The sequence below is a fragment of the Pseudomonas sp. FBCC-B1565 genome (assembly GCF_059133265.1).
This window is the reverse complement of sequence record NZ_CP101438.1, coordinates 4,202,874-4,227,132: the sequence shown is the minus strand read 5'-3', so window position 1 is coordinate 4,227,132 and position 24,259 is coordinate 4,202,874. Positions and strand designations below refer to the sequence as shown.

At 63.0% G+C, this 24,259-nt stretch carries 22 protein-coding genes and 1 pseudogene; 9 read left to right on the top strand and 14 right to left on the bottom strand.

Translation table 11 applies throughout. The features are described 5' to 3' along the window. Nucleotides 1-15 precede the first annotated feature (15 nt). Together NL123_RS19425 and NL123_RS19420 are read right to left on the bottom strand one after the other, a co-directional pair. A complete protein-coding gene (locus NL123_RS19425) occupies nt 16-2,424 on the bottom strand; it encodes a glucose/quinate/shikimate family membrane-bound PQQ-dependent dehydrogenase (protein WP_494356115.1) in 2,409 nt (802 codons plus the stop codon). 163 nt (nt 2,425-2,587) lie between these two features. Next, on the bottom strand, nt 2,588-3,631 hold the full coding sequence (locus tag NL123_RS19420) for an LLM class flavin-dependent oxidoreductase (RefSeq protein WP_494356114.1): 1,044 nt from the start codon (nt 3,629-3,631) through the stop codon (nt 2,588-2,590). 187 nt (nt 3,632-3,818) lie between these two features. Between NL123_RS19420 and NL123_RS19415 the strand changes: the two are divergent. Then, a pseudogene (locus NL123_RS19415) lies at nt 3,819-4,859 on the top strand (cache domain-containing protein); the annotation flags it as partial. A 138-nt stretch (nt 4,860-4,997) separates the two neighbouring features. Further along, nucleotides 4,998-5,765, top strand: a complete 768-nt coding sequence (locus NL123_RS19410; RefSeq protein ID WP_494358327.1) for a methyl-accepting chemotaxis protein — start codon at nt 4,998-5,000, stop codon at nt 5,763-5,765. 42 nt (nt 5,766-5,807) lie between these two features. Here the strand turns inward: NL123_RS19410 and NL123_RS19405 are convergent, their stop codons facing one another. Continuing rightward, nucleotides 5,808-6,293 (bottom strand): flavin reductase family protein, encoded by a 486-nt coding sequence (locus tag NL123_RS19405; protein ID WP_071494906.1) that lies wholly within the window; start codon nt 6,291-6,293, stop codon nt 5,808-5,810. A gap of 321 nt (nt 6,294-6,614) precedes the next feature. Between NL123_RS19405 and NL123_RS19400 the strand changes: the two genes are divergently transcribed. After that, the gene (locus tag NL123_RS19400) at nt 6,615-8,021 is read left to right on the top strand and encodes a purine-cytosine permease family protein (protein ID WP_248487735.1); all 1,407 of its coding nucleotides are present in this window, start codon (nt 6,615-6,617) and stop codon (nt 8,019-8,021) included. A 121-nt stretch (nt 8,022-8,142) separates the two neighbouring features. On the opposite strand, the gene NL123_RS19395 is transcribed toward NL123_RS19400, so the two are convergent. The 5 genes from NL123_RS19395 to ribBA all read right to left on the bottom strand — a co-directional run bounded on the left by NL123_RS19395 (nt 8,143) and on the right by ribBA (nt 13,346). Next, a complete protein-coding gene (locus NL123_RS19395) occupies nt 8,143-9,297 on the bottom strand; it encodes an ABC transporter ATP-binding protein (RefSeq protein WP_494356113.1) in 1,155 nt (384 codons plus the stop codon). Nucleotides 9,298-9,314: 17 nt separating this feature from the next. Beyond that, entirely contained in the window at nt 9,315-10,124 is an 810-nt protein-coding gene (locus NL123_RS19390; protein ID WP_494356112.1) for an ABC transporter permease, read from the bottom strand. 6 nt (nt 10,125-10,130) lie between these two features. Continuing rightward, nucleotides 10,131-11,048: an ABC transporter permease gene (locus tag NL123_RS19385; protein ID WP_248488193.1), complete on the bottom strand. Its 918-nt coding sequence runs from the start codon at nt 11,046-11,048 to the stop codon at nt 10,131-10,133. After that, nucleotides 11,045-12,070, bottom strand: a complete 1,026-nt coding sequence (locus NL123_RS19380; protein ID WP_494356111.1) for an ABC transporter substrate-binding protein — start codon at nt 12,068-12,070, stop codon at nt 11,045-11,047. The genes NL123_RS19385 and NL123_RS19380 overlap by 4 nt, the downstream gene beginning before the upstream one ends. Nucleotides 12,071-12,236: 166 nt before the next feature. Next, on the bottom strand, nt 12,237-13,346 hold the full coding sequence (ribBA, locus tag NL123_RS19375; RefSeq protein ID WP_248487738.1) for a bifunctional 3,4-dihydroxy-2-butanone-4-phosphate synthase/GTP cyclohydrolase II: 1,110 nt from the start codon (nt 13,344-13,346) through the stop codon (nt 12,237-12,239). A 68-nt stretch (nt 13,347-13,414) separates the two neighbouring features. Here ribBA and NL123_RS19370 point away from each other — a divergent pair, with 68 nt between their 5' ends. Beyond that, nucleotides 13,415-13,708 (top strand): DUF1330 domain-containing protein, encoded by a 294-nt coding sequence (locus NL123_RS19370; protein ID WP_494356110.1) that lies wholly within the window; start codon nt 13,415-13,417, stop codon nt 13,706-13,708. A 140-nt stretch (nt 13,709-13,848) separates the two neighbouring features. On the opposite strand, the gene NL123_RS19365 is transcribed toward NL123_RS19370, so the two are convergent. The 6 genes from NL123_RS19365 to NL123_RS19340 all read right to left on the bottom strand — a co-directional run bounded on the left by NL123_RS19365 (nt 13,849) and on the right by NL123_RS19340 (nt 18,727). Continuing rightward, complete coding sequence (locus NL123_RS19365; protein WP_248487740.1) at nt 13,849-14,412, bottom strand: NUDIX hydrolase; 564 nt, start codon at nt 14,410-14,412, stop codon at nt 13,849-13,851. A 2-nt stretch (nt 14,413-14,414) separates the two neighbouring features. Then, nucleotides 14,415-15,167: a GntR family transcriptional regulator gene (locus tag NL123_RS19360; RefSeq protein WP_071494895.1), complete on the bottom strand. Its 753-nt coding sequence runs from the start codon at nt 15,165-15,167 to the stop codon at nt 14,415-14,417. 114 nt (nt 15,168-15,281) lie between these two features. Next, nucleotides 15,282-15,767: a flavin reductase family protein gene (locus NL123_RS19355; RefSeq protein ID WP_058427007.1), complete on the bottom strand. Its 486-nt coding sequence runs from the start codon at nt 15,765-15,767 to the stop codon at nt 15,282-15,284. Between the two features lie 12 nt (nt 15,768-15,779). After that, nucleotides 15,780-17,261, bottom strand: coding sequence for an aldehyde dehydrogenase (locus NL123_RS19350; RefSeq protein ID WP_248487741.1), 1,482 nt, complete (start codon nt 17,259-17,261; stop codon nt 15,780-15,782). Further along, the gene (locus tag NL123_RS19345; protein ID WP_248487742.1) at nt 17,258-18,091 is read right to left on the bottom strand and encodes an alpha/beta fold hydrolase; all 834 of its coding nucleotides are present in this window, start codon (nt 18,089-18,091) and stop codon (nt 17,258-17,260) included. The genes NL123_RS19350 and NL123_RS19345 overlap by 4 nt, the downstream gene beginning before the upstream one ends. 45 nt (nt 18,092-18,136) lie before the next feature. After that, nucleotides 18,137-18,727: an amino acid synthesis family protein gene (locus NL123_RS19340; RefSeq protein WP_058427004.1), complete on the bottom strand. Its 591-nt coding sequence runs from the start codon at nt 18,725-18,727 to the stop codon at nt 18,137-18,139. 255 nt (nt 18,728-18,982) lie between these two features. Between NL123_RS19340 and ltnD the strand changes: the two genes are divergently transcribed. From ltnD to otnI, 5 genes are all read left to right on the top strand, one after another. Then, complete coding sequence (gene ltnD / locus NL123_RS19335; RefSeq protein WP_494356109.1) at nt 18,983-19,888, top strand: L-threonate dehydrogenase; 906 nt, start codon at nt 18,983-18,985, stop codon at nt 19,886-19,888. A 10-nt stretch (nt 19,889-19,898) separates the two neighbouring features. Beyond that, nucleotides 19,899-21,191 (top strand): 3-oxo-tetronate kinase, encoded by a 1,293-nt coding sequence (gene otnK, locus NL123_RS19330; RefSeq protein ID WP_494356108.1) that lies wholly within the window; start codon nt 19,899-19,901, stop codon nt 21,189-21,191. Then, entirely contained in the window at nt 21,188-21,832 is a 645-nt protein-coding gene (gene otnC / locus NL123_RS19325; protein WP_494356107.1) for a 3-oxo-tetronate 4-phosphate decarboxylase, read from the top strand. Before otnK ends, otnC begins: the two co-directional genes overlap by 4 nt. A 97-nt stretch (nt 21,833-21,929) precedes the next feature. Continuing rightward, nucleotides 21,930-23,390 (top strand): GntT/GntP/DsdX family permease, encoded by a 1,461-nt coding sequence (locus NL123_RS19320; protein WP_248487745.1) that lies wholly within the window; start codon nt 21,930-21,932, stop codon nt 23,388-23,390. A 15-nt stretch (nt 23,391-23,405) separates the two neighbouring features. After that, nucleotides 23,406-24,188: a 2-oxo-tetronate isomerase gene (gene otnI / locus NL123_RS19315; RefSeq protein ID WP_494356106.1), complete on the top strand. Its 783-nt coding sequence runs from the start codon at nt 23,406-23,408 to the stop codon at nt 24,186-24,188. Nucleotides 24,189-24,259: the final 71 nt, after the last annotated feature.

The window sequence follows — 24,259 nt, the reverse complement described above, 5'->3', positions numbered from 1 at the left end:
CGCGCGAACGGGGGGTTATGGCAGGGCGTAGGCGATCACGTAGTCGCCACGGTCGGTGGACTGGCGTGCGCCACCGGCGGTGATGACGATGTACTGCTTGCCGGTTTTCGGCGACACGTAGGTCATCGGGCCGCCTTGGCTGCCGACGGGCAGGCGGGCTTTCCAGACTTCATCACCGTTGCCGCTGTTGAAGGCGCGCAGGTAGAAGTCCTGGGTGCCGGCGATAAAGATCAGGCCGCCCTGGGTCGACAGGGTGCCGCCAAGGGTCGGCAGGCCGATCTTGATCGGCAGGTGCATGCGAATGCCCAGGGGGCCGGTGTCTTCCACGGTGCCGACCGGCACTTGCCAGGCGACCTTTTGCGTCTTCATGTCGATCGCGGTCAAGGTGCCGAACGGCGGCGCCTGGCACGGAATGCCGGCCACCGACAGGAAGCGGTTTTTGTTCACCGCATACGGCGTGCCCTTGAGCGGCACAGCACCCATGCCGGTGTTCAGCGCTTCGCCACCGGACGCGGCCTGGGCCTTGTTCTGCGACGGAATCATCTGGATCCACAGGCCCAGGCGCATGTCGTTGACGAAGATAAAACCGTGCACCGGGTCGGTGGAAATGCTGCCCCAGTTCATGCCGCCCAGGGAGCCCGGGAAGCTCAGGGATTTATCGGTGCCCGGCGCGGTGTACAGGCCGTCGTAGCGCATGCCCTTGAAGTCGATGCGGCACAGCAACTGGTCAAACGGCGTGGCGCCCCACATGTCCGATTCGGTCAGGGTCTGTGCGCCGATCTGCGGCATGCCGACCGATTTTGGCTGGGTCGCCGAGTAGGGTTCGTTGGGGATGTTGGCGGCCTTGACCGGGACTTCCTTCACCTCGGTCAGCGGCTTGCCGGTGGCACGGTCGAGCACGTAGATCTGCCCGGCCTTGGTGCCGATCACCACCGCCGGCACAGCCTTGTCGCTGCCGGGCGGGGTGAAGTCGATCAGGCTCGGCTGCATCGGCAGGTCGAAGTCCCACAGGTCATTGTGGACGGTCTGGTACACCCATTTTTCCGCGCCGGTGGAGGCGTCCAGCGCCAGTACCGACGCGCCGTATTTGTGATTGAGCTGGGTGCGCTCGACACCGTAGATGTCGGTGGACGAACTGCCCATCGGCAGGAAGACCGTGTTCATCAGCGGGTCATAGGACATCGGCGCCCAGCTGTTCGGCGTGCTGCGCACGTAGGTGCTGCCGTCGGCCGGGGCTCTTTTGTCTTGCGGGTTGCCGGGGTCGAACGCCCAGCGCATCTGGCCGGTGATCACGTCGAAGCCACGGATCACGCCGCCGGGCATGTCGGTCTGCACGTTGTCGGCCACACGACCGCCGACCACCACGGTGGTGCCGGCGATCAGCGGCGCCGAGGACAGTTGGTAGTAGCTGTCCGGCACGTTACCCAGGCCGGCTTTCAAATCCACCTGGCCGTGGGTGCCGAAGTCTTCGCAGAACTGGCCGGTGTCGGCGTCCACGGCGATCAGGCGTGCATCGATGGTGTTGGTCAGCAAGCGACGCTGGCACTGCGCACCGGCGGGCACGCTGGCGGCGATGATCGGCGAGCTGTTCGGTTGGGTCGGCTGGGCAATCGGAGCGGTGGCGTCGAAGTAGGCCATGCCACGGCAACGCTGCCACACCGCCGATTTGGCGTTGACCTCGTTCTTCCACAGCTCTTTGCCGGTGTCGGCGTCGAGGGCGATCAGGTTGTTGTGTGGCGTGCAGATGAACACTTTGCTGCCGATCTGCAGCGGGGTGAGCTGGTCTTCGGCACCGTTGCCGTCGCTGATGGCGACGTCGCCGGTGTGGTAGGTCCAGGCCACTTTGAGCTTGTTGATGTTGTCGCGATTGATCTGGTCCAGCGCAGCGAAGCGGCTGCCGCCTTCGGTGTTGCCGTAGTGCGCCCAGTCTTTCTGGGCGTCGGCTGCGGCCACCGGCGTGATGCCTGGGCCGTTGCCGGTGGGTGCCACGCTTGGGTGGGCAACAAACATATTGCCCGCCGCCACGGCCACACCCACCGCCATTACCGCCGCCACGCCATAGGCGCCGCGAGCAGGCCGGTTGACGAGTAGTGGGTACACCAGCGCCACCACCAGGCCGATCACCGCGAACATGAACACGCGGGAGAACAGCGGCCAGAACACCAGGCCCACATCCGCCACCGCCCAGAGAGCCGTGCCGACCAGGAAGGCCGCGAACAGCCACGCGCCCGCCGGCTTGCGTCGGGCAATCAGCAGGCCGGACACGGCCATGGCCGCACCGCCGATCAGGAAGTACCAGGAACCTCCCAGGCTCACCAGTTTGCCGCCGCCAATGGCCAGCGCGAGGCCGAGCAGGGCGATGATCACGCCCAGGCCCAGCAGTAGGATTCTAGAGACGCCAGTGGCGCGCGATGCTCGTTTCATGTCGACAGGACTCGAATGTGAGAGGGCAAAGACGCGATTTTAGCAAGATAAGTAACCAGTTAGTACATTGTGCGTGGTAATAGACTCTTACGGGGATGGTGATGATCGCGCACAACAAAAAGCCGCTTGCCCGGTGTCAGCGGCAAGCGGCTCTTGTCAGCGATCACCGAAACGCCGGCACGACCTGCTCGATAAACAACGCCAGCGACTTCTTCTTCTCGGCATGGGACAGGCTGTTGTCGCACCAGAAGCTGAACTCATCCACGCCCAGTTCCTGGTAGTACTGGATGCGCGGGATGATTTCTGCGGCGGTGCCGATCATTGCGGTCTTGTGCAGGCTCTCCAGCTCGAACTCGGGGCGACCGGTGAACTTCTCTTCCGGGCTGGGCTCCAGGAAGCCGTTGACCGGCACGCTCTTGTTGCCGAACCAGGCATCGAAGGTGCGATAGAACCGGGAGATGGCCTTGGCCCCGACTTTCCAGCCGTCCGGATCGTCCTCGGCGTGCACGTGGGTGTGGCGCAGCACCATCAGTTGCGGGCGCGGTACGCCAGGGTTGTTGTCCAGGGCAGCCTGGAATTTGTTCTTCAGGTCGAGGACTTCTTCGTCGCCCTTCATCAGCGGCGTGACCATCACGTTGCAACCGTTGGCCACGGCGAAGTTGTGGGAGTCCGGGTCGCGGGCGGCGATCCACATCGGTGGGTTGGGCTGTTGGATCGGCTTGGGCACGCTGGTGGAGGTGGGGAATTTCCAGATGTCGCCGTCATGGGCGTAGTCGCCTTGCCACAGTGCGCGCACCACCGGCACCATCTCGCGCAGGGCCTGGCCGCCGGAGGAGGCGGGCATGCCGCCGGCCATGCGGTCGAATTCCACCTGGTAGGCGCCACGGGCCAGGCCGACTTCCATGCGCCCGTTGCTGATCACGTCCAGCAGCGCACATTCACCGGCCACCCGCAGCGGGTGCCAGAACGGCGCGATGATGGTGCCGGCGCCGAGGTGGATGGTGGTGGTCTTGGCTGCGAGGTAAGCCAGCAGCGGCATCGGGCTTGGCGAGATGGTGTATTCCATGGCGTGGTGTTCGCCAATCCACACGGTGCTGAAGCCACCGGCCTCGGCCATCAGGGTCAACTCGGTCAGGTCTTCGAACAACTGGCGGTGGCTGACGCTTTCGTCCCAACGTTCCATGTGTACGAACAGGGAAAACTTCATGACGCTTACCTCGGATCTATTGTGATCGGCCTGTCGACTGCAGGCCCTTAAGTGCTCTCGCCAATCTGAAGCATGCCGGTGATGACGGCTGTTCGGCGGATTAATTGTTGGTATACCATAATACGGAATATCCGCAAACATTTCTCTCCAACGGTCACACCCTCACCTCACAAGGAAGGCGAGCCTGATGAACATAAAACAAAAATTGATCCTGGCCTTTACGGTGATCGCCAGTCTGCCGGTGATTCTGGTGGCTGTGCTGATCATCCTCAACGTGCGCCATGCGGCGCGGGACGGCTTTGTCGACAGCAGCGGGCGCGAGATCCGCCAGGTCGACAATGCCATGCAGCTGTTTTTCGAAGGCATCAGCCAGAACGTCGGCTACCTGGCGGCGCACCCGCAATTGCAGGGCATCCAGGGCGACCTCAAGCGTTACCTGGCCAGCGACACCGCGCAAGTCACCCCCGGCGAGCGTGACCAGCAACTGTTCACGCTGTTCGAAGGGCTGGCCAAGAGTCATTCGGCCTACACCTATTTATCGCTGGGCACCGAAGACGGCGGTTATGTGTTCTGGCCCGGTGACCCCAAGCTTGCCAGCTACGACCCGCGCACTCGCCCGTGGTACAAGGCAGCCATGGCAGAGCCGGGCAAGACCCGGCGTACCGAGGCCTATTACTGGGCGGCCGACGACGTGGTGCTGGTCAGTACGGTGCAAAGCTTCAACGACCGCCAGGGCAAGGTCAGCGGGGTGGTGAACATCGACGTGTCGCTCAAGCAGCTCACCGATCTGGTCAAGCAGATCAAGCTGGGGGAGAGCGGTTACCTGATGTTGATGGAGGCCAACAACACGGTGTTGGTGGACCCGAATGACCCTTCCCACAACTTCAAGAAACTCGGCGAGTTGGGCGAGGGTCATCGCCAGTTGAGCGAGACCGGCGAAGGCCTGGTGCAGGTCGAGTTGGCGGGGGAGCGCTACATGGCGCTGGTGTGGCCGTCCAAGGCGTTGGGCTGGCGCTTTGTCGGTGTAGTGCGGGAAAGCGAGGTGATGGCCGGTGCGGCGCGCCTGACCTGGCTGATTGCCGCCATTGCCGTGGTGTGTGGCGTGCTGTTTGCCATGGCGGGCGCGTGGTTTGCCGGGTTGATCGTCAAGCCGATTCGCGGCGTGGCCAGCGGCCTGGAAGGTATCGCCCAGGGCGAAGGTGACCTGACCGCACGCCTGACGGTGAGCGGCCGCGATGAAACGGCGCAACTGGCCGGCTGGTTCAACCAGTTCCTGGAAGCGATCCGTACGCTGATCCAGCGCATAGGCCAGGCCGCCGGGCAGATCCATACCCGCTCCGGCAGTGCCACTGAGGTCTCGGTGGAAATGGCCGATGTCGCCGAGCGCCAGCGTGAAGCCGTGGACATGGTGTCCACGGCCTTCCATGAAATGGTCGCCACTTCCAACGAAGTCGCGCGCTCCTGCAGCCAGGCCGCCGACTCGGCCGACAACGGCCAGCGCCAGGCCCACACCGGGCAGCAGCAGATCGATGCGGCGGTGAGCAGTGTCGGGCGCTTGAGCGAAGAGATCGGCCACTCTGCCCAGGCCATGGAGCAGTTGGAAAAAGACAGCAACGATATCCAGTCGATCCTCGGCACCATCCGATCCATCGCCGAGCAGACCAACCTGCTGGCCCTCAATGCCGCCATTGAGGCCGCCCGCGCCGGTGAGCAGGGCCGTGGTTTCGCGGTGGTGGCGGACGAGGTGCGTGCCCTGGCCAAGCGCACGGCGGATTCCACCGGCGAGATCGACGGACTGCTGGGCAACCTGGCGCGGCGCACGCACCAGATGGGCAAGCAGATGCACGCGAGCCTGGAGGTGTCCCAGGAAACCGTGGTGTCGATCAATGAGGCGCGGGCCAGCTTTGGGTTGATCCGTGAATCGGTGGATGTGATCCGCGACATGAACACCCAGATCGCCACCGCCGCTGAAGAGCAGCACCAAGTGGCCGAGGATATCAATCGGCACATCAGCCAGATTCACGGGGATGCGCAGTTGGTGGCGAGCCTGGCCGACTCCACGCGCCAGGATGCACAGCAGTTGACGGCGTTGTCGCAGACGTTGAACCAGTTGGTCAGCCGCTTCCGCACCTGATTTTTGTAGGAGCTAGCAAGCTCGCTCCTACAGAGAGTGCAGTCAGGCCGGCATGGGCAGGGCGCCCATCTTGCCGTGGCAATACACCAGTGGCCCGGCGTTCTGCCGGGGCACGATCAGGTTCTTCACAGCGCCCACCATGATCGCGTGGTCGCCGCCTTCATATTCACGCCACAACTCGCACTCGATCACCGCCGTGGCATTCGCTAGGATCGGGTTGCCCAGTTCACTCAAGGTCCATTCGATGCCCTGGGCCTTGTCCTTGCCCTTGCGCGCAAAGGCGTAGGCTTCGGTCTGCTGCCCACCGGAGAGCACGTGGATGGCAAAGCGCTTGTTCTTGATCAGCACCGGGTACGAGTCGGAGCTGTAGTTGGGGCAAAACAGCACCAGGGCCGGGTCCATCGACAGCGAGCTGAAGGCACTGGCGGTCAGCCCGACGATCTGGCCCTCGTCATCCAGCGTGGTGATCACGGTGACCCCGGACGGAAACGAACCCATCACTTGTTTGTAGATGGCGGCATCGATCATGGGAAGGTCCTCAGACAGTGTGGCGGTTTTTATGGATTTATAGGTCTGATGGTATACCGTAATACGATGCGTGCAAGATCTTTTTCAGCCACCCGATGAACGCATGCCTTTGGTCATATCACCAATAAATACGGGGTTTTCAGCGAGAAACAGCCATAAGCCATGTGGCACAATTGCAGATCAGATGCGTGCCAGGACTACGGATCAGTCTTGTGAAAATGTTGGAATACCATAATATGGTGTTCATCTGAGGGGCGCCATGAAGCGCCCCCGGTTTGGCGTCAAACAACTATAAGATCAGACCAACGCGAGTTCATTTCCATGCCCCAGATGTCCCGGCAAGACCCCCTGATCGAGCATCACACGGTCGATTACGTCCCTCCCGCAGAGCGCCACGGAAAGGCCCGCGACCTGTTCACCCTATGGTTCAGCACCAACATTGCACCGCTGCCCATTGTCACCGGCGCCATGGTTGCCCAGGTGTTCCATCTCAACCTGGTGTGGGGGCTGCTGGCGATTGCCCTCGGGCATCTGCTCGGCGGCATCGTGATTGCCCTCGCATCCGCCCAGGGCCCGCGCATGGGTATCCCGCAGATGGTGCAGAGCCGGGGCCAGTTCGGCCGCTATGGCGCGCTGTTGATCGTGTTCTTTGCCGCGCTGATCTACATCGGCTTCTTCATTTCCAACATCGTGCTGGCCGGCAAGTCCATCGTCGGCATCGTGCCGTCGGTGCCGGTTCCGGCGAGCATCCTGATCGGTGCGCTCAGCGCCACCGCCATCGGCGTGATCGGCTACCGCTTTATCCATAGCCTCAACCGCATCGGCACCTGGGTGATGGGCAGCGCGCTGCTGGCCGGTTTCATCTACATCTTCGCCCATGACCTGCCGGCGGACTTCCTCACCCGTGGCGGCTTCAATGCCGCTGGCTGGTTGGCCACGGTGTCGCTCGGTGTTATCTGGCAGATCAGTTTTTCGCCCTACACCAGCGACTACTCACGCTACCTGCCGGCGGATATCGGCATTACCCGGCCGTTCATCGCGACCTACCTGGGCGCGACCCTCGGCACCATGTTGTCCTTCGCCTTCGGCCTGGTGGCGGCACTGGCCACGCCCGAAGGCACCGAAGCCATGGTCGCGGTCAAGCAGGCCACAGGCTGGCTCGGCCCGATCCTGATGGTGCTGTTCCTGCTCAACATCATCAGCCACAACGCCTTGAATCTGTATGGCGCGGTGCTATCGATCATCACCTCGATCCAGACCTTCGCCAGCCAGTGGACGCCGAGCATCAAGGTGCGCGTGGTGCTGTCCGGCGTGATTCTCGCGGGCTGCTGCGTGGTGGCGCTGGGTGCGTCGGCGGACTTCATCTCGCAGTTCATCGGCCTAATCCTCGCGCTGCTGCTGGTGCTGGTGCCGTGGGCGTCGATCAACCTGATCGACTTCTACGTGATCAAGCGCGGGGTGTACGACATTGCCTCGATCTTCCAGGCGGACGGCGGTGTTTACGGGCGCTTCAATCTGCACGCAATCGTGGCGTATTTCATCGGCATCCTCGTGCAACTGCCGTTTGCCAATACGTCGCTGTACGTGGGGCCGTGGGCCAACCTGGTGGACGGCGCAGACCTGTCGTGGCTGGTGGGGTTGGTAGTGACGTGTCCGTTGTATTACTGCTTGGCGACGCGCCAGCAGACGCAGCGGGTCAAGTTGGTGAACGTGGGTTACACCGACTAATCCTCGTGACGGCAAAAGTGCCCGGCCATGTGCCGGGTATTTTTTTGCCTGCAATGTTCGGGTGTTGCGCAGGCGAAAAAAGGCCGCCACAACCCGACGTTGTGGCGGCCCAAGGGGTGACTCAGTGCGCGCCGGCGGCCTTGTTCAGATCGCTTTCAGCCCATTCGGTATACACACACGCATCCGCCGTGGCCCAGCGCACCCGCACCGGGTCGCCGGCCTTGAGTGGCATGCCGGCGGCGGACAGTGCCTTGACTGTCATCGAGGTGCCGCCGAGGGCTTTTACGCTGCAGGTCTGGCTTTCGCCGAGGAACAATACCTCGCCGACGATGGCGGACACTTCGTTCCAACCGGCTGCCAAGGGTTCAAGGTCAGCCTGCGCCACGCTCAGCGCCAGGGCCTTTTCCGGGCGCACCATCAGCAGCACATCCTGTTCGCTGCGTAGCCCGCTGGTCAGGCGGATCGACAGCGATTGTCCTTCGAACGACGCCGCCCCATTGCCTTGGGCCTTGAGCTTGAGGAAGTTGGAGTTGCCCAGGAAAGACGCGACAAACGCATTCGGCGGGTTCTGGTACAGGTCGAAACCGCTGCCCAGGCCGACGATTTTGCCGTGGCTGAAAATCGCGATGCGCTGCGACAGGCGCATGGCTTCTTCCTGATCGTGGGTCACGTAGACGATGGTGATGCCCAGGCGCCGGTGCAGCTGGCGCAGTTCGTCTTGCAGGTCCTCACGCAGCTTTTTGTCGAGGGCGCCGAGGGGTTCGTCCATCAGCAGGATGCGCGGTTCGTACACCAGCGCTCGGGCGATGGCCACGCGTTGCTGCTGGCCGCCGGAGAGTTGCGAAGGGCGGCGGTGGGCGAACGGTTCCAGTTGCACCAGCTTGAGCATGGCGTCGACGCGCTTTTCACGCTCGGCGCTGGCCAGTTTGCGGATCGCCAGGGGGAAGGCGATGTTGTCGCGCACCGATAAATGCGGGAACAGCGAGTAGCGCTGGAACACCATGCCGATGTCACGCTTGTGCGGCGGCACGTTGACCAGGGATTGGCCGCCCACCAGGATCTCGCCGCTGCTGGGGGTTTCAAACCCGGCGAGCATCGACAGGGTGGTGCTTTTGCCCGAGCCGCTGGAGCCGAGGAAGGTGAGGAATTCGCCGTCCTGGATGTCCAGCGAGATGTTGTCCACGGCGGCGAATTCGCCGTAGTACTTGTTCAGGTTGCGCAGGCTGACCAGGGGTTGGCCAGGGTTGCGAGTGGGGTCTTTGATCACGGCACTCATGGGTTAATCCTCGGCGTTCAAGCGCGGGTTTCAGTGCGTCGACGGGCGACGGCGGCAATCACCATGACCAGCACCGACAGGCCGATCAGCAGCGTCGACGCGACGGCGATCACCGGCGTCAGGTCCTGGCGCAGGGTGGTCCACATTTTCACGGGTAGGGTTTGCAGGGTCGGGCTGGCCATCATCACGCTGAGCACCACTTCGTCCCAGGAAACCAGGAAGGCAAACAGTGCACCGGCGACCATGCCGGGGCGGATCGCCGGAAAGGTCACCTTGAACACCGCTTGCAAGCGCGACGCGCCGCAGATCACCGCGGCATCTTCAATCGACTGGTCGAACAGCTTCAGCGAGTTGATGATCGAGATGATGGTGAACGGCAAGGCGACGATCACATGGCTGACCACAAACGCGAACATCGTGCCGGTGTAGCCGAGCTTGAGAAACAGCGCGTACACCGCCACGGCGATGATCACCAGCGGCACGATCATCGGCAGGGTGAACAGGCCGTAGAGCAACTCGCGGCCGGGGAAGCGCCCGCGCACCAGGGCAAACGCGGTGGGCAGGCCCAGGGCAACGGCGAACACGGTGGTCAGCACCGCCACCTTGAGGCTGGCCATGGCGGCGTTCATCCAGTCGGCATTGGAGAAGAACTGGCCGTACCATTTCAGGGTCCAGCCCGGTGGCGGGAACACCAGCCATTGGGATGAGCCGAACGACAGCAACACGATAAACACGATCGGCAGCAACAGGAACAAGCCGATCAGCCCGGTGGTGGTATAGAGGCCCAAGCGCATCCTGCGGCTAATGGCATTGGGAGTCAGGAGCATGACGGCTTACCTCGCGTTGCTGGCGCCAACCGGGGATTCCGGCTGGAGCTTCAGGTAGAAGTAGAACAGCACCAGCGTGATGAAGATCAGCAGCGCCGCGCCGGCACTGGCCAGGCCCCAATTGAGGAACGATTGCACCTGTTGGATGATGAACTCGGGCAGCATCATGTTCTGCGCACCGCCGAGCAACGCCGGGGTGACGTAGTAACCCAGGGACATCACGAACACCATCAACCCACCGGAAAACAGCCCCGGCCGGCACAGCGGCAGGAACACCCGGAAGAAGTTGGTCCAGGGGCTCGCGCCGCAGATCGAGCCGGCCTGCAGGATCATCGGGTCGATGGCCTGCATGGTCGCCTGCAACGGCAGCACGATGAACGGAATCATGATGTAGCTCATGCCGATCACCACGCCGGTGAGGTTGTGCACCATCTCCAGCGGCTGATCGATGATGCCCATGGCCATCAACGCCTTGTTGATTACGCCGGAGGCCTGCAACAGCACCAGCCAGGAATAGGTGCGGGCGAGCAGGCTGGTCCACATCGACAGCAGTACGATACTCAGGATCCACCGGCCCCAGCCACGCGGCACCAGGGTAATGACCCAGGCCAACGGAAAGCCCAGCAGCAGGCTGAACAGCGTCACCAGGCCGGCAACGGAAAACGTATTGAGCAACACCCGCGCGTACGCCGAGTTGGCGAACAGTTGCTCATAGTTGCCCAGGCCTGGCACCGGTTCCAGCACGCCGCGCAGCAACAGGCCGATCAGCGGAGCCAGGAAGAACAGACCCAGGAACAGCAGGGCCGGGATCAGGTTGCTCGACCCCCGCCAGCGTTGCGCCAGGGACGGTGTCCCGACGTTGCGGGAAAGCGCGCCGGCAGCGCCGAGGGCGCTCCCGGTCGGTGTGGTTGCCGCCATTTTCATTTGACTAGCCATTCATTCCACCGTGTCGCAATGGCCGGGCCGTTCTTGGCCCAGTAGGCGAAATCGAGGGTGATCTGGTCCTTGGCATACGCCGTCGGCAGGTTGGGCGCAAGGACCGAATCCAGGCGCTGTACGCTGTCGATGTTCACCGGTGCATAAGCGGTCAGGTTGGAGAAGTCGGCCTGGCCCTTGGCGCTGCTGGCACTGGCCAGGAACTTCATCGCGGCGGCCTTGTTCTTGGTGCCTTTGGGCACGACCAGGATGTCGGCCATTACCAGGTTCTGTTTCCAGCTCACGCCCACCGGTGCGCCGTCTTCCTGCAAGGCGTGGATGCGGCCGTTCCAGAACTGGCCCATGCTGACTTCGCCGGAGGCCAGCAACTGTTGCGATTGCGCGCCGCCGCCCCACCAGACGATGTCTTGCTTGATGGTGTCGAGTTTCTTGAAGGCGCGGTCCAGGTCCAGCGGGTAGAGCTTGTCGGCGGGGACGCCGTCCGCCAGCAGTGCCAGTTCGAGCACGCCGGGGCTGGGCCATTTGTAAAGGGCGCGTTTGCCGGGGTAGGTCTTGGTGTCGAACAGCGCGGTCCAGTCCTGAGGCTTGCCGGCGCCGAGGTTGCCTTCGTTGTAGCCGAGTACGAAGGAGAAGAAGAACGAGCCGACGCCGTGGTCGGAGACGAAGCGCGGGTCGATCTTGTCGCGCTGGATCACCGAGAAATCCAGGGGTTCGAGCAGCCCTTCGGCGGCGGCGCGCAAGGCAAAGTCGGCCTCCACATCCACCACGTCCCACTGCACGTTGCCGCTCTCGACCATGGCCTTGAGTTTGCCGTAGTCAGTGGGGCCATCCTGGACCACGGTGATACCGCTGGCTTTGCTGAACGGGTCGGCCCAGGCCTGCTTCTGTGCGTCCTGGGTGCTGCCACCCCAACTGACGAAGTTGACGCTTTCGGCCGCCATGGCGGCATGACTGGCGGTGGCCAGCAAACCCGCGAACAGGACTGCGCTGATACGTGTGTTCAACACCATTTTTACGCCCTCATTGTTGTGTTTATGAGCGGGGCTTTTGAGTGCCCGCCTATCGGGAGCAGTCGGTGTGGATGGCCTTTGCAGGGTCATCCAACCTGTGGAATATCATATTATGGTATTCCAAACTTTGCGCAAGCATTTTGCCATACCGGCCATCTGGCCAAGGTCATTCAACGAACGGAATACTCTCCACCACTTCCAGGTCGTAGCCGGTCAAGCCCGCGTATTTCAGCGGTGGGCCGAGGTGGCGCAGCAGGCCCACGCCGAGGTCCTGGAGAATTTGTGCACCGGTGCCCACTTCCGAGTAAATCCGCGACTGCGAGCGATTGAATTGGCGCGGTGCCTGGGTCAGTTGCGGCACGCGCTCCAGCAGCGCCTGGGACGACTCATGATTGGCCAGCACCACCACCACGCCGCTGCCTTCAGCCGCGACGCGTTGCAAGGCGGCCCACAAGGTCCAGTTGGACGGGCCGCTGTAGTCGGCGCCGACCAGGTCGCGCAGCGGGTCGATCACATGCACGCGCACCAGTGCCGGCGTGTCGCGGCGCAGCTGGCCCATGACCATCGCCATGTGCACACCGCCGTCGATGCGGTCTTCGAAGGTAATCAGGCGGAACGTGCCGTGCACCGTGGGCAGGTCGCGTTCGCCGATACGCACCACGGTGCGTTCGGTGCTGAGGCGGTAGTGGATCAGGTCGGCGATGGTGCCGATCTTGATGCCGTGCTTGCGCGCAAACACCTCCAGGTCCGGGCGGCGCGCCATGGTGCCGTCATCGTTCATCACCTCGACGATCACCGAGGCCGGTGCATGCCCGGCCAAGCGCGCCAGGTCGCAACCGGCTTCGGTGTGGCCGGCGCGGGTCAGCACGCCGCCGTCCTTGGCGCGCAACGGGAAAATATGCCCCGGTTGCACGATATCGGCAGGGCCGGCGTCGAGTGCCACGGCGGCCGCCACCGTGCGCGCACGGTCGGCGGCAGAGATCCCGGTGGTCACGCCGGTGGCCGCTTCGATGGACACGGTAAACGCAGTGCTGAACACGCTGCCATTGCTCGGCACCATCTGTTCCAGGCCCAGGCGCTGGCAATGTTCATCGGTCAGGGTCAGGCAGATCAGGCCACGGGCTTCGCGGGCCATGAAACTGATAGTCTCGGCGGTGCAGCACGCCGCAGGCAACAATAGGTCGCCTTCGTTTTCCCGATCTTCGTCGTCCACCAGGAGCACCATCTTGCCCTGGCGATAGTCTTCGATGATGTCTGCGATGCTGTTGAAGGACATGGAGGATGCTCGGCTTGTTGGTTGTATGTATTATGGTATACCACAAAAATTCAACAAGAGGATGTGCGATGAAGGCCTACTGGATTGCCCACGTGGATGTGGCGGATGCCGAGCAATACACGCAATACACCAGACGTGCGCCGGCGGCGTTTGCGAAGTTTGGCGGGCGGTTTCTGGCCAGGGGCGGGCGCAGTGTCGCGCTGGAAGGCGGACCGGCACGGCAGCGCAATGTGGTGATTGAGTTTGATAGCTACGAGCAGGCGGTGGCGTGTTATGAGTCTGCCGAATATCAGGAGGCGAAGGCGCACCGTGAAGGGGCTGGGGTGGCGCAGATCATCATCGTTGAAGGGCTGGCACCCTAGATGATCAGGCCAGACGTTGGGTTAAATGTGGGAGGGGGCTTGCCCCCGATAACAGTGTGTCAGCCACTGGATAAGGTGACTGAACCACCACCATCGCGGGCAAGCCCCCGCCCACATTGGAACCCTGTTTGGTCGAGAGGTCAGCGGATGAAGTGGATCTTGCCGCTGTCGTCATTGCCGATATAGATGCCATACACCCCGGCCTGCCGCTCCTCGATATAGCGTTCTAGGATCTGCCGGATCGCCGGATAGTAAATGCTGTCCCAGGGAATCTCCTCAGGCGCAAAGAACTTATAATCCAGCGTCTCCGGCCCGAACTGCCCGGTAATCTCCAGCGCAATCGCGCGGAAGATGATGTACACCTCGCTGATCCTGGGCACGCTGAAGATCGAGTAGGGCGAGACGATTTCCGCGCGCACGCCGCTTTCTTCCCAGACTTCCCGCAGCGCGGCCTGTTCGGTGGTCTCGCCACTTTCCATGAAGCCGGCCGGCAGGGTCCAGGTGCCCGGGCGAGGCGGGATTGCCCGTTGGCACAACAGATACTTGCCGTCCTGCTCGATGATGCAGCCGGCGATGATCTTGGGGTTGATGTAGTGGATATAGCCGCAGCCCCGGCACATCAGGCGCTCATGGGTATCGCCCGGTGGCAACTGGTGACCGAGGTCACTGCTGCCGCAGGTCGGGCAAAAGCGCGGGCTGGGCATGGTCAGTGGCCTATGCGCGGTTCTTTGAGGGCGATGGGCAGGGTGATCTCGGGCAGCTTGCCGGTCTCTTCCTGTTTGCGCTTGAGGTAGTCCAGGGCCACGGCAGCGGCGGCGCGCACGTGATCGACGCAGGCCTGGTGCGCGGCAAGCGGGTCGCCACTCTTGATCGCCTGGACCATGCGTTCCATTTCCTGGTTACTGCTGGCGCGGCGGTTTTCCTGGGACACCGAGGTGGCGCGCAGGTAGCTGATACGGGCCTGCAACTGGCGTAACTGGGTCGCTGCGACATGGTTGCCGGAGCCTTCCAGCAGCACATCGTAGAACCCTTGCACCGAATCGATGACCTGTTGCAGTTCACCGTCCTTGAGGGCCTTGCGGTTCTCCTCCAGGGCTTTTTCCAGGGCCTTGATGTCCTTGGCCTTGGCGCGCAGGGTGAACAGCTGCACGATCAGGCCTTCGAGCACGCAACGCAGTTCATAGATGTCGACCGCATCGGCCAGGGTGATGATCGCCACCTGCGGGCCCTTGGCGTCGGCGAATTCCACCAGGCCTTCGGATTCCAGGTGACGCAAGGCTTCGCGCACCGAGGTGCGGCTGACGCCGAGGCGGTCGCACAGGTCGCGCTCCACCAGGCGGTCGCCCGGCAACAACTGGAAGTTCATGATGGCGCTGCGCAGTTTCTCCAGCACGATTTCCCGCAGGGTGACCGGGTTGTGATTGACCTTGAAGCTGTCGTCGAGTGGCAGGCGTTTCATGGGGGCTGCTCTGTATGTAACGGTTAACAGGGGGCCGATCAGGGGCCGAAATTGTCGGCGAGTTTATCACGCGGTGTCCTTTAAGCGACAAACCCTCACGGCCCCCAGCCTGCCTCAGGCCAAGGCCGGCAATGGCCCCAGCTTGCCCTTGTGGTAGATCATCGGCGTGACCGGTTGTGCGGGCAGGATCAGGTTCTTCACCGCACCGACGATGATCGCATGGTCACCACCGTCGTATTCGCGCCACAGCTCGCACTCGATGATCGCCGTGGCCTTGGCCAGCAGCGGGTTGCCCAGGTCGCTGAGGTGCCACTCGATGCCCTTGGCCTTTTCCTTGCCCTTGCCGGCAAAGGCGTAGGCTTCGGCGGTCTGGTCGGCGGACAGCAGGTGGATCGCAAAACGCTTGCTGTCGCGCAGGATCGGGTAAGTGTCCGAGGCATAGTTGGGGCAGAACAGCACCAGCGCCGGGTCAATCGACAGCGCACTGAACGCGCTGGCGGTGATGCCGACGATGCCGCCGTCCGGGTCGAGGGTGGTGACCACCGTGACGCCGGACGGGAAGGAGCTCATGACGTCTTTGTAAATGCCGGGTTCGATCATGGTCGGGGTCTCTTAGCGCATCACAAAAGGATCAGGCATGGGCGCCTGGGACAGGTTGATCCACACGGTTTTCAGCTCGGTGTAGGCCAGTACCGAATCTATGCCGCTCTCGCGTCCGTAGCCGCTGTTCTTGAAGCCGCCGATCGGCGCCATCGCGGACACGGCACGGTAGGTGTTGACCCAGATGATCCCCGAGCGCACGTCCCGGGCCAGGCGATGGGCGCGGCCGAGGTCGCGGGTCCAGATGCCGGCGGCGAGGCCGAACTGCGAGTCGTTGGCAATGGCCAGCGCTTCGGCTTCATCCTTGAAGCGGATCACCGAGGCGACCGGGCCGAACACTTCTTCCTGCATGATCTTCATCGAATTGCGGTCGCATTCGAACAGCGTCGGCTCGTAGAACCAGCCATCGCCCAGGCCCTGTGGGCGCTTGCCGCCGGTGCGCAGGCGCGCGCCTTCGGCAATTGCGTCCGCCACCAGGCCTTCGACCACGGCCAGTTGCTGCGCGGTGGCCATGGGCCCCATTTCGCTGGCGTCATCCTGCGGGTTGCCGATGCGGATGCGCTGGGCACGTGCCACCAGGCGCTCGACGAATTCGTCGTAGATGTCGTCCTGCACCAACAGGCGTGAACCCGATACGCAACTCTGCCCGGACGCGGCATAAATGCCGGCAATCGCGCCGTTGATGGCGCTGTCCAGGTCCGCATCGGCAAAGATGATGTTCGGCGACTTGCCGCCCAGTTCCAGGGACAGCTTGGCGAAGTTCTCCGCGCTGCTGCGCACCACATGGCGCGCCGTGGCCGCGCCGCCGGTGAAGGCGATCTTGCGCACCAGCGGGTGGCGGGTGAGGGCGGCGCCGGTGCTCGGGCCGTAGCCGGTGACCACGTTGACCACACCCGCCGGGATGCCGGCTTCGAGGGCCAGGCGTGCCAGTTCGAGGATGGTCGCCGAAGCGTGTTCCGACGGTTTGATCACGATGGTATTGCCCGCCGCCAGTGCCGGCGCGAGTTTGATCGCAGTCAGGTACAGCGGGCTGTTCCACGGAATGATCGCGGCGACCACGCCCATGGCTTCGTGCACGGTGTAGGCGAACAGGTCCGGCTTGTCCAGCGGCAGGGTGCCGCCTTCGAGCTTGTCGGCCAGGCCTGCGGTGTAGTGGAAAAACTCGGGCAGGTAGCTGACCTGGCCACGGGTTTCGCGGATCAACTTGCCGTTGTCGCGGCTTTCCAGCTGGGCCAGTTGTTCCTTGTTCTCGGCGATCAGATCGCCCAGGCGGCGCAGCAGTTTGCCCCGTGCGGTGGCGGTGAGGCCGCGCCAGGCCGGGCTGTCGAAGGCGGTTTGCGCGGCCTGTACGGCGCGCTCCACATCCGCTTCGTCGGCGTCAGGCAGTTGCGCCCAGGGTTCGGCCAGGGCCGGGTTGAGGCTGTCGAAAGTCTTGCCGGACAGGGCATCGACCCATTCACCGCCGATGCACATCTGGAAGCGTGCGAGTGTCATGCAACGATCCCCTTTATTGGATTGTTTTGGGCGTACACGGTCTCTAGAAAACCCAGCAGCAACTGGTTGACCAGGCGCGGCGATTCTACCGGCATCATATGCCGTTGTTCGGCCAGCACCGCAACGGTGGCGCCGGGGATGCGATCGGCCAGTTGGCGCGCCATCTCCGGCGTCGAACCGGGGTCGAGTTCGCCGGTGGCAACCAGGGTGGGGGCGCGCAGCGTCTTGAGGTCGTCGGCGCGGTACATGTCCTGGGTGGCAAACAGCTCATACGTGGTGAGGTAACCCTGGGGATCATTGCCCGCCAGGGTTTCGCGCAAGGCCGCGATCTGCGCCGGGTTGGCCGCCTGGTACTCGCGGCTGAACCAGCGTGACAGCGCCGCCTCGGCGTTGGCGTCCGGCCCGTGTTCGGCGGCCTGGGCGGTGCGCGCGATCACGCCGGCGCGCTGTTCCGGGCTGCGGTTGAACACACTGTTGAGCACCACCAGGCCCTTGAGGCGTTCGGGGTAGTGCAGGGCAAACGCCCGTGCGACCAGACCGCCCATGGAAAAACCGATTACCGTGGCCTGGGGCACTTGCAGATGGTCGAGCAGTTCCAGCAGCTGGTCGGCATACCCCAGCAACGGCGTGCCGGAGGCCGGGCGCGGGCTGGCGCCGTGGCCGAGCATGTCGTAGGTGATCACGCGGTAGTGCGTGGCCAGGCCAACGACTTGCCCGCCCCACATTTCTTTATTCAGGCCCACGCCGTGGATCAAAACCACAGGCTGGCCTTGGCCGGTCGCCAGATAACTGGTGCCAGCCGGGGTGCGTTCAGCGGTGAGCCGAATCATGGAGCGCTCCTGCATGCCTTTTCTTATTGGGGGTGCCGGCCTGGCTTACTGAGCCTTTTCGGCAGCCAGTTCTTCCAGGTCGATGTAACGGTTGCCGATGCGTGGGTGCAGGCGGCCGCCATCGGCGCAACCCAGTACCACGACGATTTCGTCGGCACGCGGGGCATCTTCGATGCGCATTTCCAGGGTGATGTAGTGCGAGCGCAGGCCTTCGTCATCCTTGTGCATCATCGGGACCTGGATGGAAGTGCCCGGGCCGCCGCGCTTGTTGGTGAAGCTCAGGTAGCTCTTGGCTTTGACCGCTTCACGGTAGTGATTGCCGAAGCGCAGGGTGTGGATGATCGCGCTGGCGTGCTCGATCTCGCCATCGGCACCGACCACGGCAGCCTTGCCATAGGCTTCGATCTTGTCGGCGCCGCCAATGATGCCCACCAGGCGCTCGACCATCAGCGCCCCGAGGTCGGAGCAGTTGGCACGGATTTCCGGCTTGAGGTCTTCGACGAAACCACGGCCCAGCCATGGGTTTTTCAATACTACGGCCAGACCGACCATGGTCACGGGGGTATCAGCGGCCTTGCCGCCTTCGATGAAGGTTTCTTCTGTGTAGCTGACGATTTTGCGGATTTCGAAACTCATGAGCGGCTCCATCAGGTGTGGGGGAGTGGTTTGCGTATGATGGTATACCATAATACGTAAAGCACAAGCATCGCGAATGAGTTTGCGTGGGGTGAGGCGATAGAGGGTGGTGTATGAAGGTCTTTTCGAGGTGATGTTAAAAAATGTTAGATTGAAAAAATACTTCACATAATCTGTTCATTGGTGGATGATCGTTCCCAATTCCAATGCGGCTCGCCGGTGTGGTGTCAGTCGCCGTTTTCCCCTGGAGTACCTATGAATAATAAGAATGTCGGTGTGATCGGTTTGGGCGCGATGGGGCTGGGCATTGCCCGCTCCCTGTTGCGCGCTGGTTTCAGTGTGCATGCCTGTGATGTACGTGAGGCGGTCACCCGGCAGTTCGCCGGGGAAGGCGGAGTGGCGTGCTCGTCACCGGCGCAGATGGCCGAGGCCTGTGATGTGATCATCACCGTGGTGGTCAACGCCGAGCAGACCGAGACTGTGCTGTTTGGTACGGGCGGTGCCGTGGCGGCGCTGCGCCCTGCGAGCCTGGTGATCGGTTGCGCCACCGTGGCCCCGACCTACGCCGTGGACCTCGGCCGGCGGCTGGGCGAACACGGGCTGCTGTACCTGGATGCGCCGATTTCCGGCGGTGCGGCCAAGGCCGCCGCCGGTGAGATGACCATGATGACCTCAGGCCCACAGGCCGCCTATGCCAAGGCCGATGCGGTGCTGGCGGGCATGGCCGGCAAGGTTTATCGCCTGGGCGACGTCCATGGACTCGGCTCCAAGGTCAAGATCATCAACCAATTGCTTGCCGGCGTGCATATCGCGGCGTCCGCCGAGGCCATGGCCCTGGGCCTGCGTGAAGGGGTGGATGCCGATGCCTTGTACGAGGTGATTACCCACAGCGCCGGCAATTCCTGGATGTTCGAAAATCGTGTGCCGCACATCCTCAAGGCCGACTACACGCCACTGTCGGCGGTGGATATTTTCGTCAAGGACCTCGGCCTGGTGCTGGATACCGCCCGTGCCAGCAAGTTCCCACTGCCGCTGTCGGCCACTGCGCACCAGATGTTCATGCAGGCCTCCAGCGCCGGTTTTGGCCGCGAGGACGACTCGGCGGTGATCAAGATTTTCCCCGGTATCGAGTTGCCGACTGCCAAGCCCGAATCGGTGTAAGGAACATTTTATGACTGACCACACCACACGCCCGTTGCTGGGTTGCATTGCCGACGATTTCACCGGTGCCACCGACCTGGCCAACATGTTGGTGCGCGGCGGCATGCGCACGGTGCAGAGCATTGGCATCCCCAGCCGAGAAGTTGCAGACGGCCTGGATGCAGATGCCATTGTCATCGCCCTCAAGTCGCGCACCACGCCGGCCGCAGACGCTGTCGAGGAATCCCTGGCCGCACTGGAATGGCTGCGCGCGCAGGGCTGCGAACAGATTTTCTTCAAGTATTGCTCAACGTTCGACTCTACCGCCGCCGGCAATATAGGCCAGGTCAGTGAGGCCTTGCTCAAGGCGCTGGATGCTGATTTCACCCTGGCCTGCCCGGCGTTCCCGGAAAACGGTCGCACGATTTTCCGTGGCCACTTGTTCGTGCAGGACCAGTTGCTCAATGAATCGGGTATGCAGCATCACCCGCTGACACCCATGTGCGACGCTAATCTGGTGCGGGTGCTGCAAAGCCAGACTGCATTGCCGGTTGGGCTCCTGCGGTACGACGCGGTCGCCGCCGGTGTGGACGCGACACGCACCAGGATCGCCGAACTGCGCGAGCAAGGCGTGGGCATTGCCATCGCCGATGCGCTGTCGGACCGGGACCTCTATACCCTGGGCAGCGCCTGCGCCGACTTGCCGCTGCTCACTGGCGGCTCGGGCCTGGCCCTGGGCCTGCCGGGCAATTTCCGCCGCGCGGGTAAATTGCGCGATTTTGATGTGAATGCATTGCCCACGGTCAGGGGGGGCGAGGTGGTGCTGGCCGGCAGTGCCTCGGTGGCGACCCTTGGACAAGTTGCAGCCTGGTGCGAGGCGGGCCGCCCGGCATTACGCATCGATCCCATTGCCCTGGCCGCCGGTGAACCGGTGGTGGCGCGGGCGCTGGCCTTTGCTCGCAACAGTGCACACACCGTATTGATCTACGCCACCAGCACCCCGGCTGAGGTCAAGGCGGTGCAACAACAACTGGGCGTCGAACGCGCTGGCACCCTGGTGGAGAACGCATTGGGCGAGATCGCTGCCGGGCTGCGTGAGCAGGGGGTGCGACGTTTTGTAGTCGCCGGAGGGGAAACCTCCGGTGCGGTGGTCAAGGCCCTCGGCGTCAACCTGTTGCAGATTGGTGCACAGATCGACCCCGGTGTGCCGGCCACGCTCAGCAGTTCCACCGAACCGCTGGCACTGGCGCTGAAATCGGGCAACTTCGGGGGGCGCGAGTTCTTTGCCAAGGCCCTTGTGCACCTGGCAGGAGGTGCCCAATGACTGGCATCGACGAACAGGCCCTGCGCGAAGAGATCTGCGATGTCGGCCATAGCCTGTATCAACGTGGCTATACCGTCGGCAGCGCCGGCAATATCAGTGCGCGCCTGGATGATGGCTGGTTGATTACGCCTACCGATGTCTGTCTGGGGCGTCTTGCGCCTGGGGCGATTGCCAAGGTCAACCTGGAAGGCGAGTGGGTGTCCGGGGACAAACCTTCGAAGACCCTGGCCCTGCACCGTCAGGTGTATGACCGCAATTCCTCGGTGGGCGGGGTGGTGCACACCCATTCGACCCACCTGGTGGCGTTGACCCTGGCCGGGGTGTGGCGGCCAGACGCTATTCTGCCGCCGCTCACGCCCTATCAAGTGATGAAGGTCGGGCACATTCCTTTGATCGGCTACCAGCGTCCGGGCTCGCCCAACGTCGCCGAGCAAGTAGCGCAACTGGCCAACAGCGTGCGTGGGGTGATGCTTGAACGCCTGGGGCCGGTGGTCTGGGAAAGCTCGGTGGCCAGGGCCAGTTACGCCCTGGAAGAGTTGGAAGAAACCGCCAGGCTCTGGCTGATGAGCAACCCCCGGCCCGAGCCGCTGGGCCAGGCCGCCTTGGATGAATTACGCGAGACGTTCGGCGCGCACTGGTAAGCCGTAGATCGATATTGCAAGCCTCCCGCGAGACCCGCCTGCGGATCGTGGCGGGGGCGGCTTGCACCAAAAAACAATAACAACAGGACATTCCCGAATGAGCCCACTGATTTTGATGTTGACCGCCGGCGCGGGTATCGCGCTGCTGCTGTTTCTGGTCCTCAAGTACAAATTCCAGCCCTTTGTCGCACTGATGCTGGTCAGTATTGTGGTGGCGCTGGTGGCCGGGGTGAAACCGGCTGATCTGGTGGCGACGATTGAAGGTGGCATGGGCAAGACCCTGGGTCATATCGCGATCATCATTGCCTTGGGCGCGATGATCGGGCGGATCATCGAGCTGTCCGGCGGCGCCGAAGCCTTGGCCAAGTCGCTGATCGAGCGCTTTGGCAACAGCCGTACGCCGCTGGCTTTGACCATTGCCGGATTCATCATCGGCGTGCCGGTGTTCTTTGAAGTCGGGGTGATTATCCTGATGCCGCTGGCCTACGGTGTAGCACGCCGGGCACGCAAGCCGCTGCTGGTGTTTGCGTTGCCGATGTGTGCGGCACTGCTCACGGTACATGCGTTCCTGCCGCCTCATCCGGGTGCGGTGGCGGCGGCCAGCCAACTGGGTGCGGACCTGGGCCGGGTGCTGATGTTCGGCCTGCCGATCACCGCGTTGCTGTGTTACGTCGGCTACCGCGTGGCGGGGCGCATGACTCGCCGCTTTTATCCGATGACCGATGACATTCGCGCCGAAGTCTATGGCCCCCATGTGACCAATGAAGACTTGCGGGCCTGGACCAGCGGCAGCAACCAGGCCGCGCAACAGAACGCCGTGGCCGAATCCCACATGGGCCTGGAGGAGTCCACCAGTGCCATCGCCGCCAAGTTGCCTGCGGCGCCTGCGCCGGGGTTCGGGCTGATCGTCAGCCTGATCCTGCTGCCGATTGTGTTGATTCTACTGGGCACCCTGGCCACATCGTTGCTTCCGATAGAGTCGACGTTGCGCGCAGTGATGACCGTGCTTGGCGCACCATTGGTGGCGCTGTTGATCGACACCTTGCTGTGTGCCTGGCTGCTGGGCTCGCGTCGGGGCTGGAGCCGCAGCCAGGTGTCGGATGTCATCGGCTCCGCCTTGCCGGGCGTGGCCATGGTGATCCTGATCGCCGGCGCTGGTGGGGTGTTCGGCAAAGTGTTGGTGGACACCGGGATCGGCGCAGTCGTGTCCGATATGTTGCGCACCACCGGTCTGCCGGTGCTGGCCCTGGGCTTCCTGTTGACCATGCTGCTGCGCGCGGTGCAGGGTTCTACGACCGTGGCCCTGGTGACTACCGCAGGAATCATCAGCCCGCTGATTGCCACCCTCAACCTCACGCCTAACCATATGGCGCTGCTGTGCCTGGCCATGGGCGGTGGCGGGCTGGCGATGTCCCATATCAACGATGCAGGCTATTGGATCTTCACCAAGCTGGCCGGGCTGAATGTGGCAGACGGTCTGCGTACCTGGACAGTCATCACCACGTTGCTCGGCACCCTGGGGTTCCTGATGACCCTGCTGATCTGGCCATTTGTCTGATTTCTAGGAGCTTACATGCCTCGTTTTGCTGCCAACCTGAGCATGCTGTACCCGCAACATGATTTCCTCGAGCGCTTCGCTGCGGCGAAAGCCGACGGTTTTGATGCCGTGGAATACCTGTTCCCCTACGATTACAGCGCCGCCACCCTCAAGCAGCGCTTGAGTGATAACGGCCTGGTCCAAGCGTTGTTCAATGCACCGCCGGGTGACTGGGCGGCGGGTGAGCGAGGCATTGCCACCTTGCCGGGGCGCGAGGCCGAGTTTCGCAGCGGCTTCGACCGTGCCCTGGAATACGCCGCGGTGCTGGGTAATACCCATGTGCATGTGATGGCGGGGCTGTTGCCGTCGCCAAGCCTGCGCGAACGCCATCATGCCGTGTACCTGGAGAACCTGGCCTACGCCAGCGCTGCGGCGGCCGAGGTCGGCGTGACGGTCTTGGTGGAGCCGATCAACCCCCGTGACATACCGGGCTTCTTTCTCAATCGCCAGGACCAGGCCCAGGCGATCTGTCGTGAAGTCGGCGCAAGCAACCTCAAGGTGCAGTTCGACTGCTATCACTGTCAGATTGTCGAAGGCGATGTGGCGACCAAGCTGCGTCGTGATGTCGACGGCATCGGTCATATCCAGATTGCCGGAGTGCCCGACCGCCACGAGCCGGACCTGGGAGAGCTGAACTACGGGTTCCTGTTCGAGCTGATGGACCAGTTGGGCTACACCGGCTGGGTCGGCTGCGAATACCGGCCCAAAGCCGACACCTCGGCTGGCCTGCAATGGTTGCGGGACTGGAAAGCCCGCTGATCCGAAACATCCCCTGCATAACCGGTAAGCAGGGGGCTTCACCATAAAAACAAAAATAACGGGAGTTCCCC

Coding starts and splice junctions, on each gene's coding strand:
- NL123_RS19355 (WP_058427007.1), bottom strand. CDS start 15,767: ATGATCGAACCCGGCATTTACAAAGACGTCATGAGCTCCTTCCCGTCC.
- otnI (WP_494356106.1), top strand. CDS start 23,406: ATGCCTCGTTTTGCTGCCAACCTGAGCATGCTGTACCCGCAACATGAT.
- NL123_RS19420 (WP_494356114.1), bottom strand. CDS start 3,631: ATGAAGTTTTCCCTGTTCGTACACATGGAACGTTGGGACGAAAGCGTC.
- NL123_RS19360 (WP_071494895.1), bottom strand. CDS start 15,167: ATGAAACGCCTGCCACTCGACGACAGCTTCAAGGTCAATCACAACCCG.
- NL123_RS19320 (WP_248487745.1), top strand. CDS start 21,930: ATGAGCCCACTGATTTTGATGTTGACCGCCGGCGCGGGTATCGCGCTG.
- NL123_RS19425 (WP_494356115.1), bottom strand. CDS start 2,424: ATGAAACGAGCATCGCGCGCCACTGGCGTCTCTAGAATCCTACTGCTG.
- NL123_RS19385 (WP_248488193.1), bottom strand. CDS start 11,048: ATGAAAATGGCGGCAACCACACCGACCGGGAGCGCCCTCGGCGCTGCC.
- NL123_RS19400 (WP_248487735.1), top strand. CDS start 6,615: ATGCCCCAGATGTCCCGGCAAGACCCCCTGATCGAGCATCACACGGTC.
- ribBA (WP_248487738.1), bottom strand. CDS start 13,346: ATGTCCTTCAACAGCATCGCAGACATCATCGAAGACTATCGCCAGGGC.
- NL123_RS19350 (WP_248487741.1), bottom strand. CDS start 17,261: ATGACACTCGCACGCTTCCAGATGTGCATCGGCGGTGAATGGGTCGAT.
- NL123_RS19380 (WP_494356111.1), bottom strand. CDS start 12,070: ATGGTGTTGAACACACGTATCAGCGCAGTCCTGTTCGCGGGTTTGCTG.
- NL123_RS19365 (WP_248487740.1), bottom strand. CDS start 14,412: ATGCCCAGCCCGCGCTTTTGCCCGACCTGCGGCAGCAGTGACCTCGGT.
- NL123_RS19410 (WP_494358327.1), top strand. CDS start 4,998: ATGGCCGATGTCGCCGAGCGCCAGCGTGAAGCCGTGGACATGGTGTCC.
- NL123_RS19370 (WP_494356110.1), top strand. CDS start 13,415: ATGAAGGCCTACTGGATTGCCCACGTGGATGTGGCGGATGCCGAGCAA.
- NL123_RS19390 (WP_494356112.1), bottom strand. CDS start 10,124: ATGCTCCTGACTCCCAATGCCATTAGCCGCAGGATGCGCTTGGGCCTC.
- otnK (WP_494356108.1), top strand. CDS start 19,899: ATGACTGACCACACCACACGCCCGTTGCTGGGTTGCATTGCCGACGAT.
- NL123_RS19405 (WP_071494906.1), bottom strand. CDS start 6,293: ATGATCGATGCCGCCATCTACAAACAAGTGATGGGTTCGTTTCCGTCC.
- NL123_RS19395 (WP_494356113.1), bottom strand. CDS start 9,297: ATGAGTGCCGTGATCAAAGACCCCACTCGCAACCCTGGCCAACCCCTG.
- otnC (WP_494356107.1), top strand. CDS start 21,188: ATGACTGGCATCGACGAACAGGCCCTGCGCGAAGAGATCTGCGATGTC.
- NL123_RS19340 (WP_058427004.1), bottom strand. CDS start 18,727: ATGAGTTTCGAAATCCGCAAAATCGTCAGCTACACAGAAGAAACCTTC.
- NL123_RS19345 (WP_248487742.1), bottom strand. CDS start 18,091: ATGATTCGGCTCACCGCTGAACGCACCCCGGCTGGCACCAGTTATCTG.
- ltnD (WP_494356109.1), top strand. CDS start 18,983: ATGAATAATAAGAATGTCGGTGTGATCGGTTTGGGCGCGATGGGGCTG.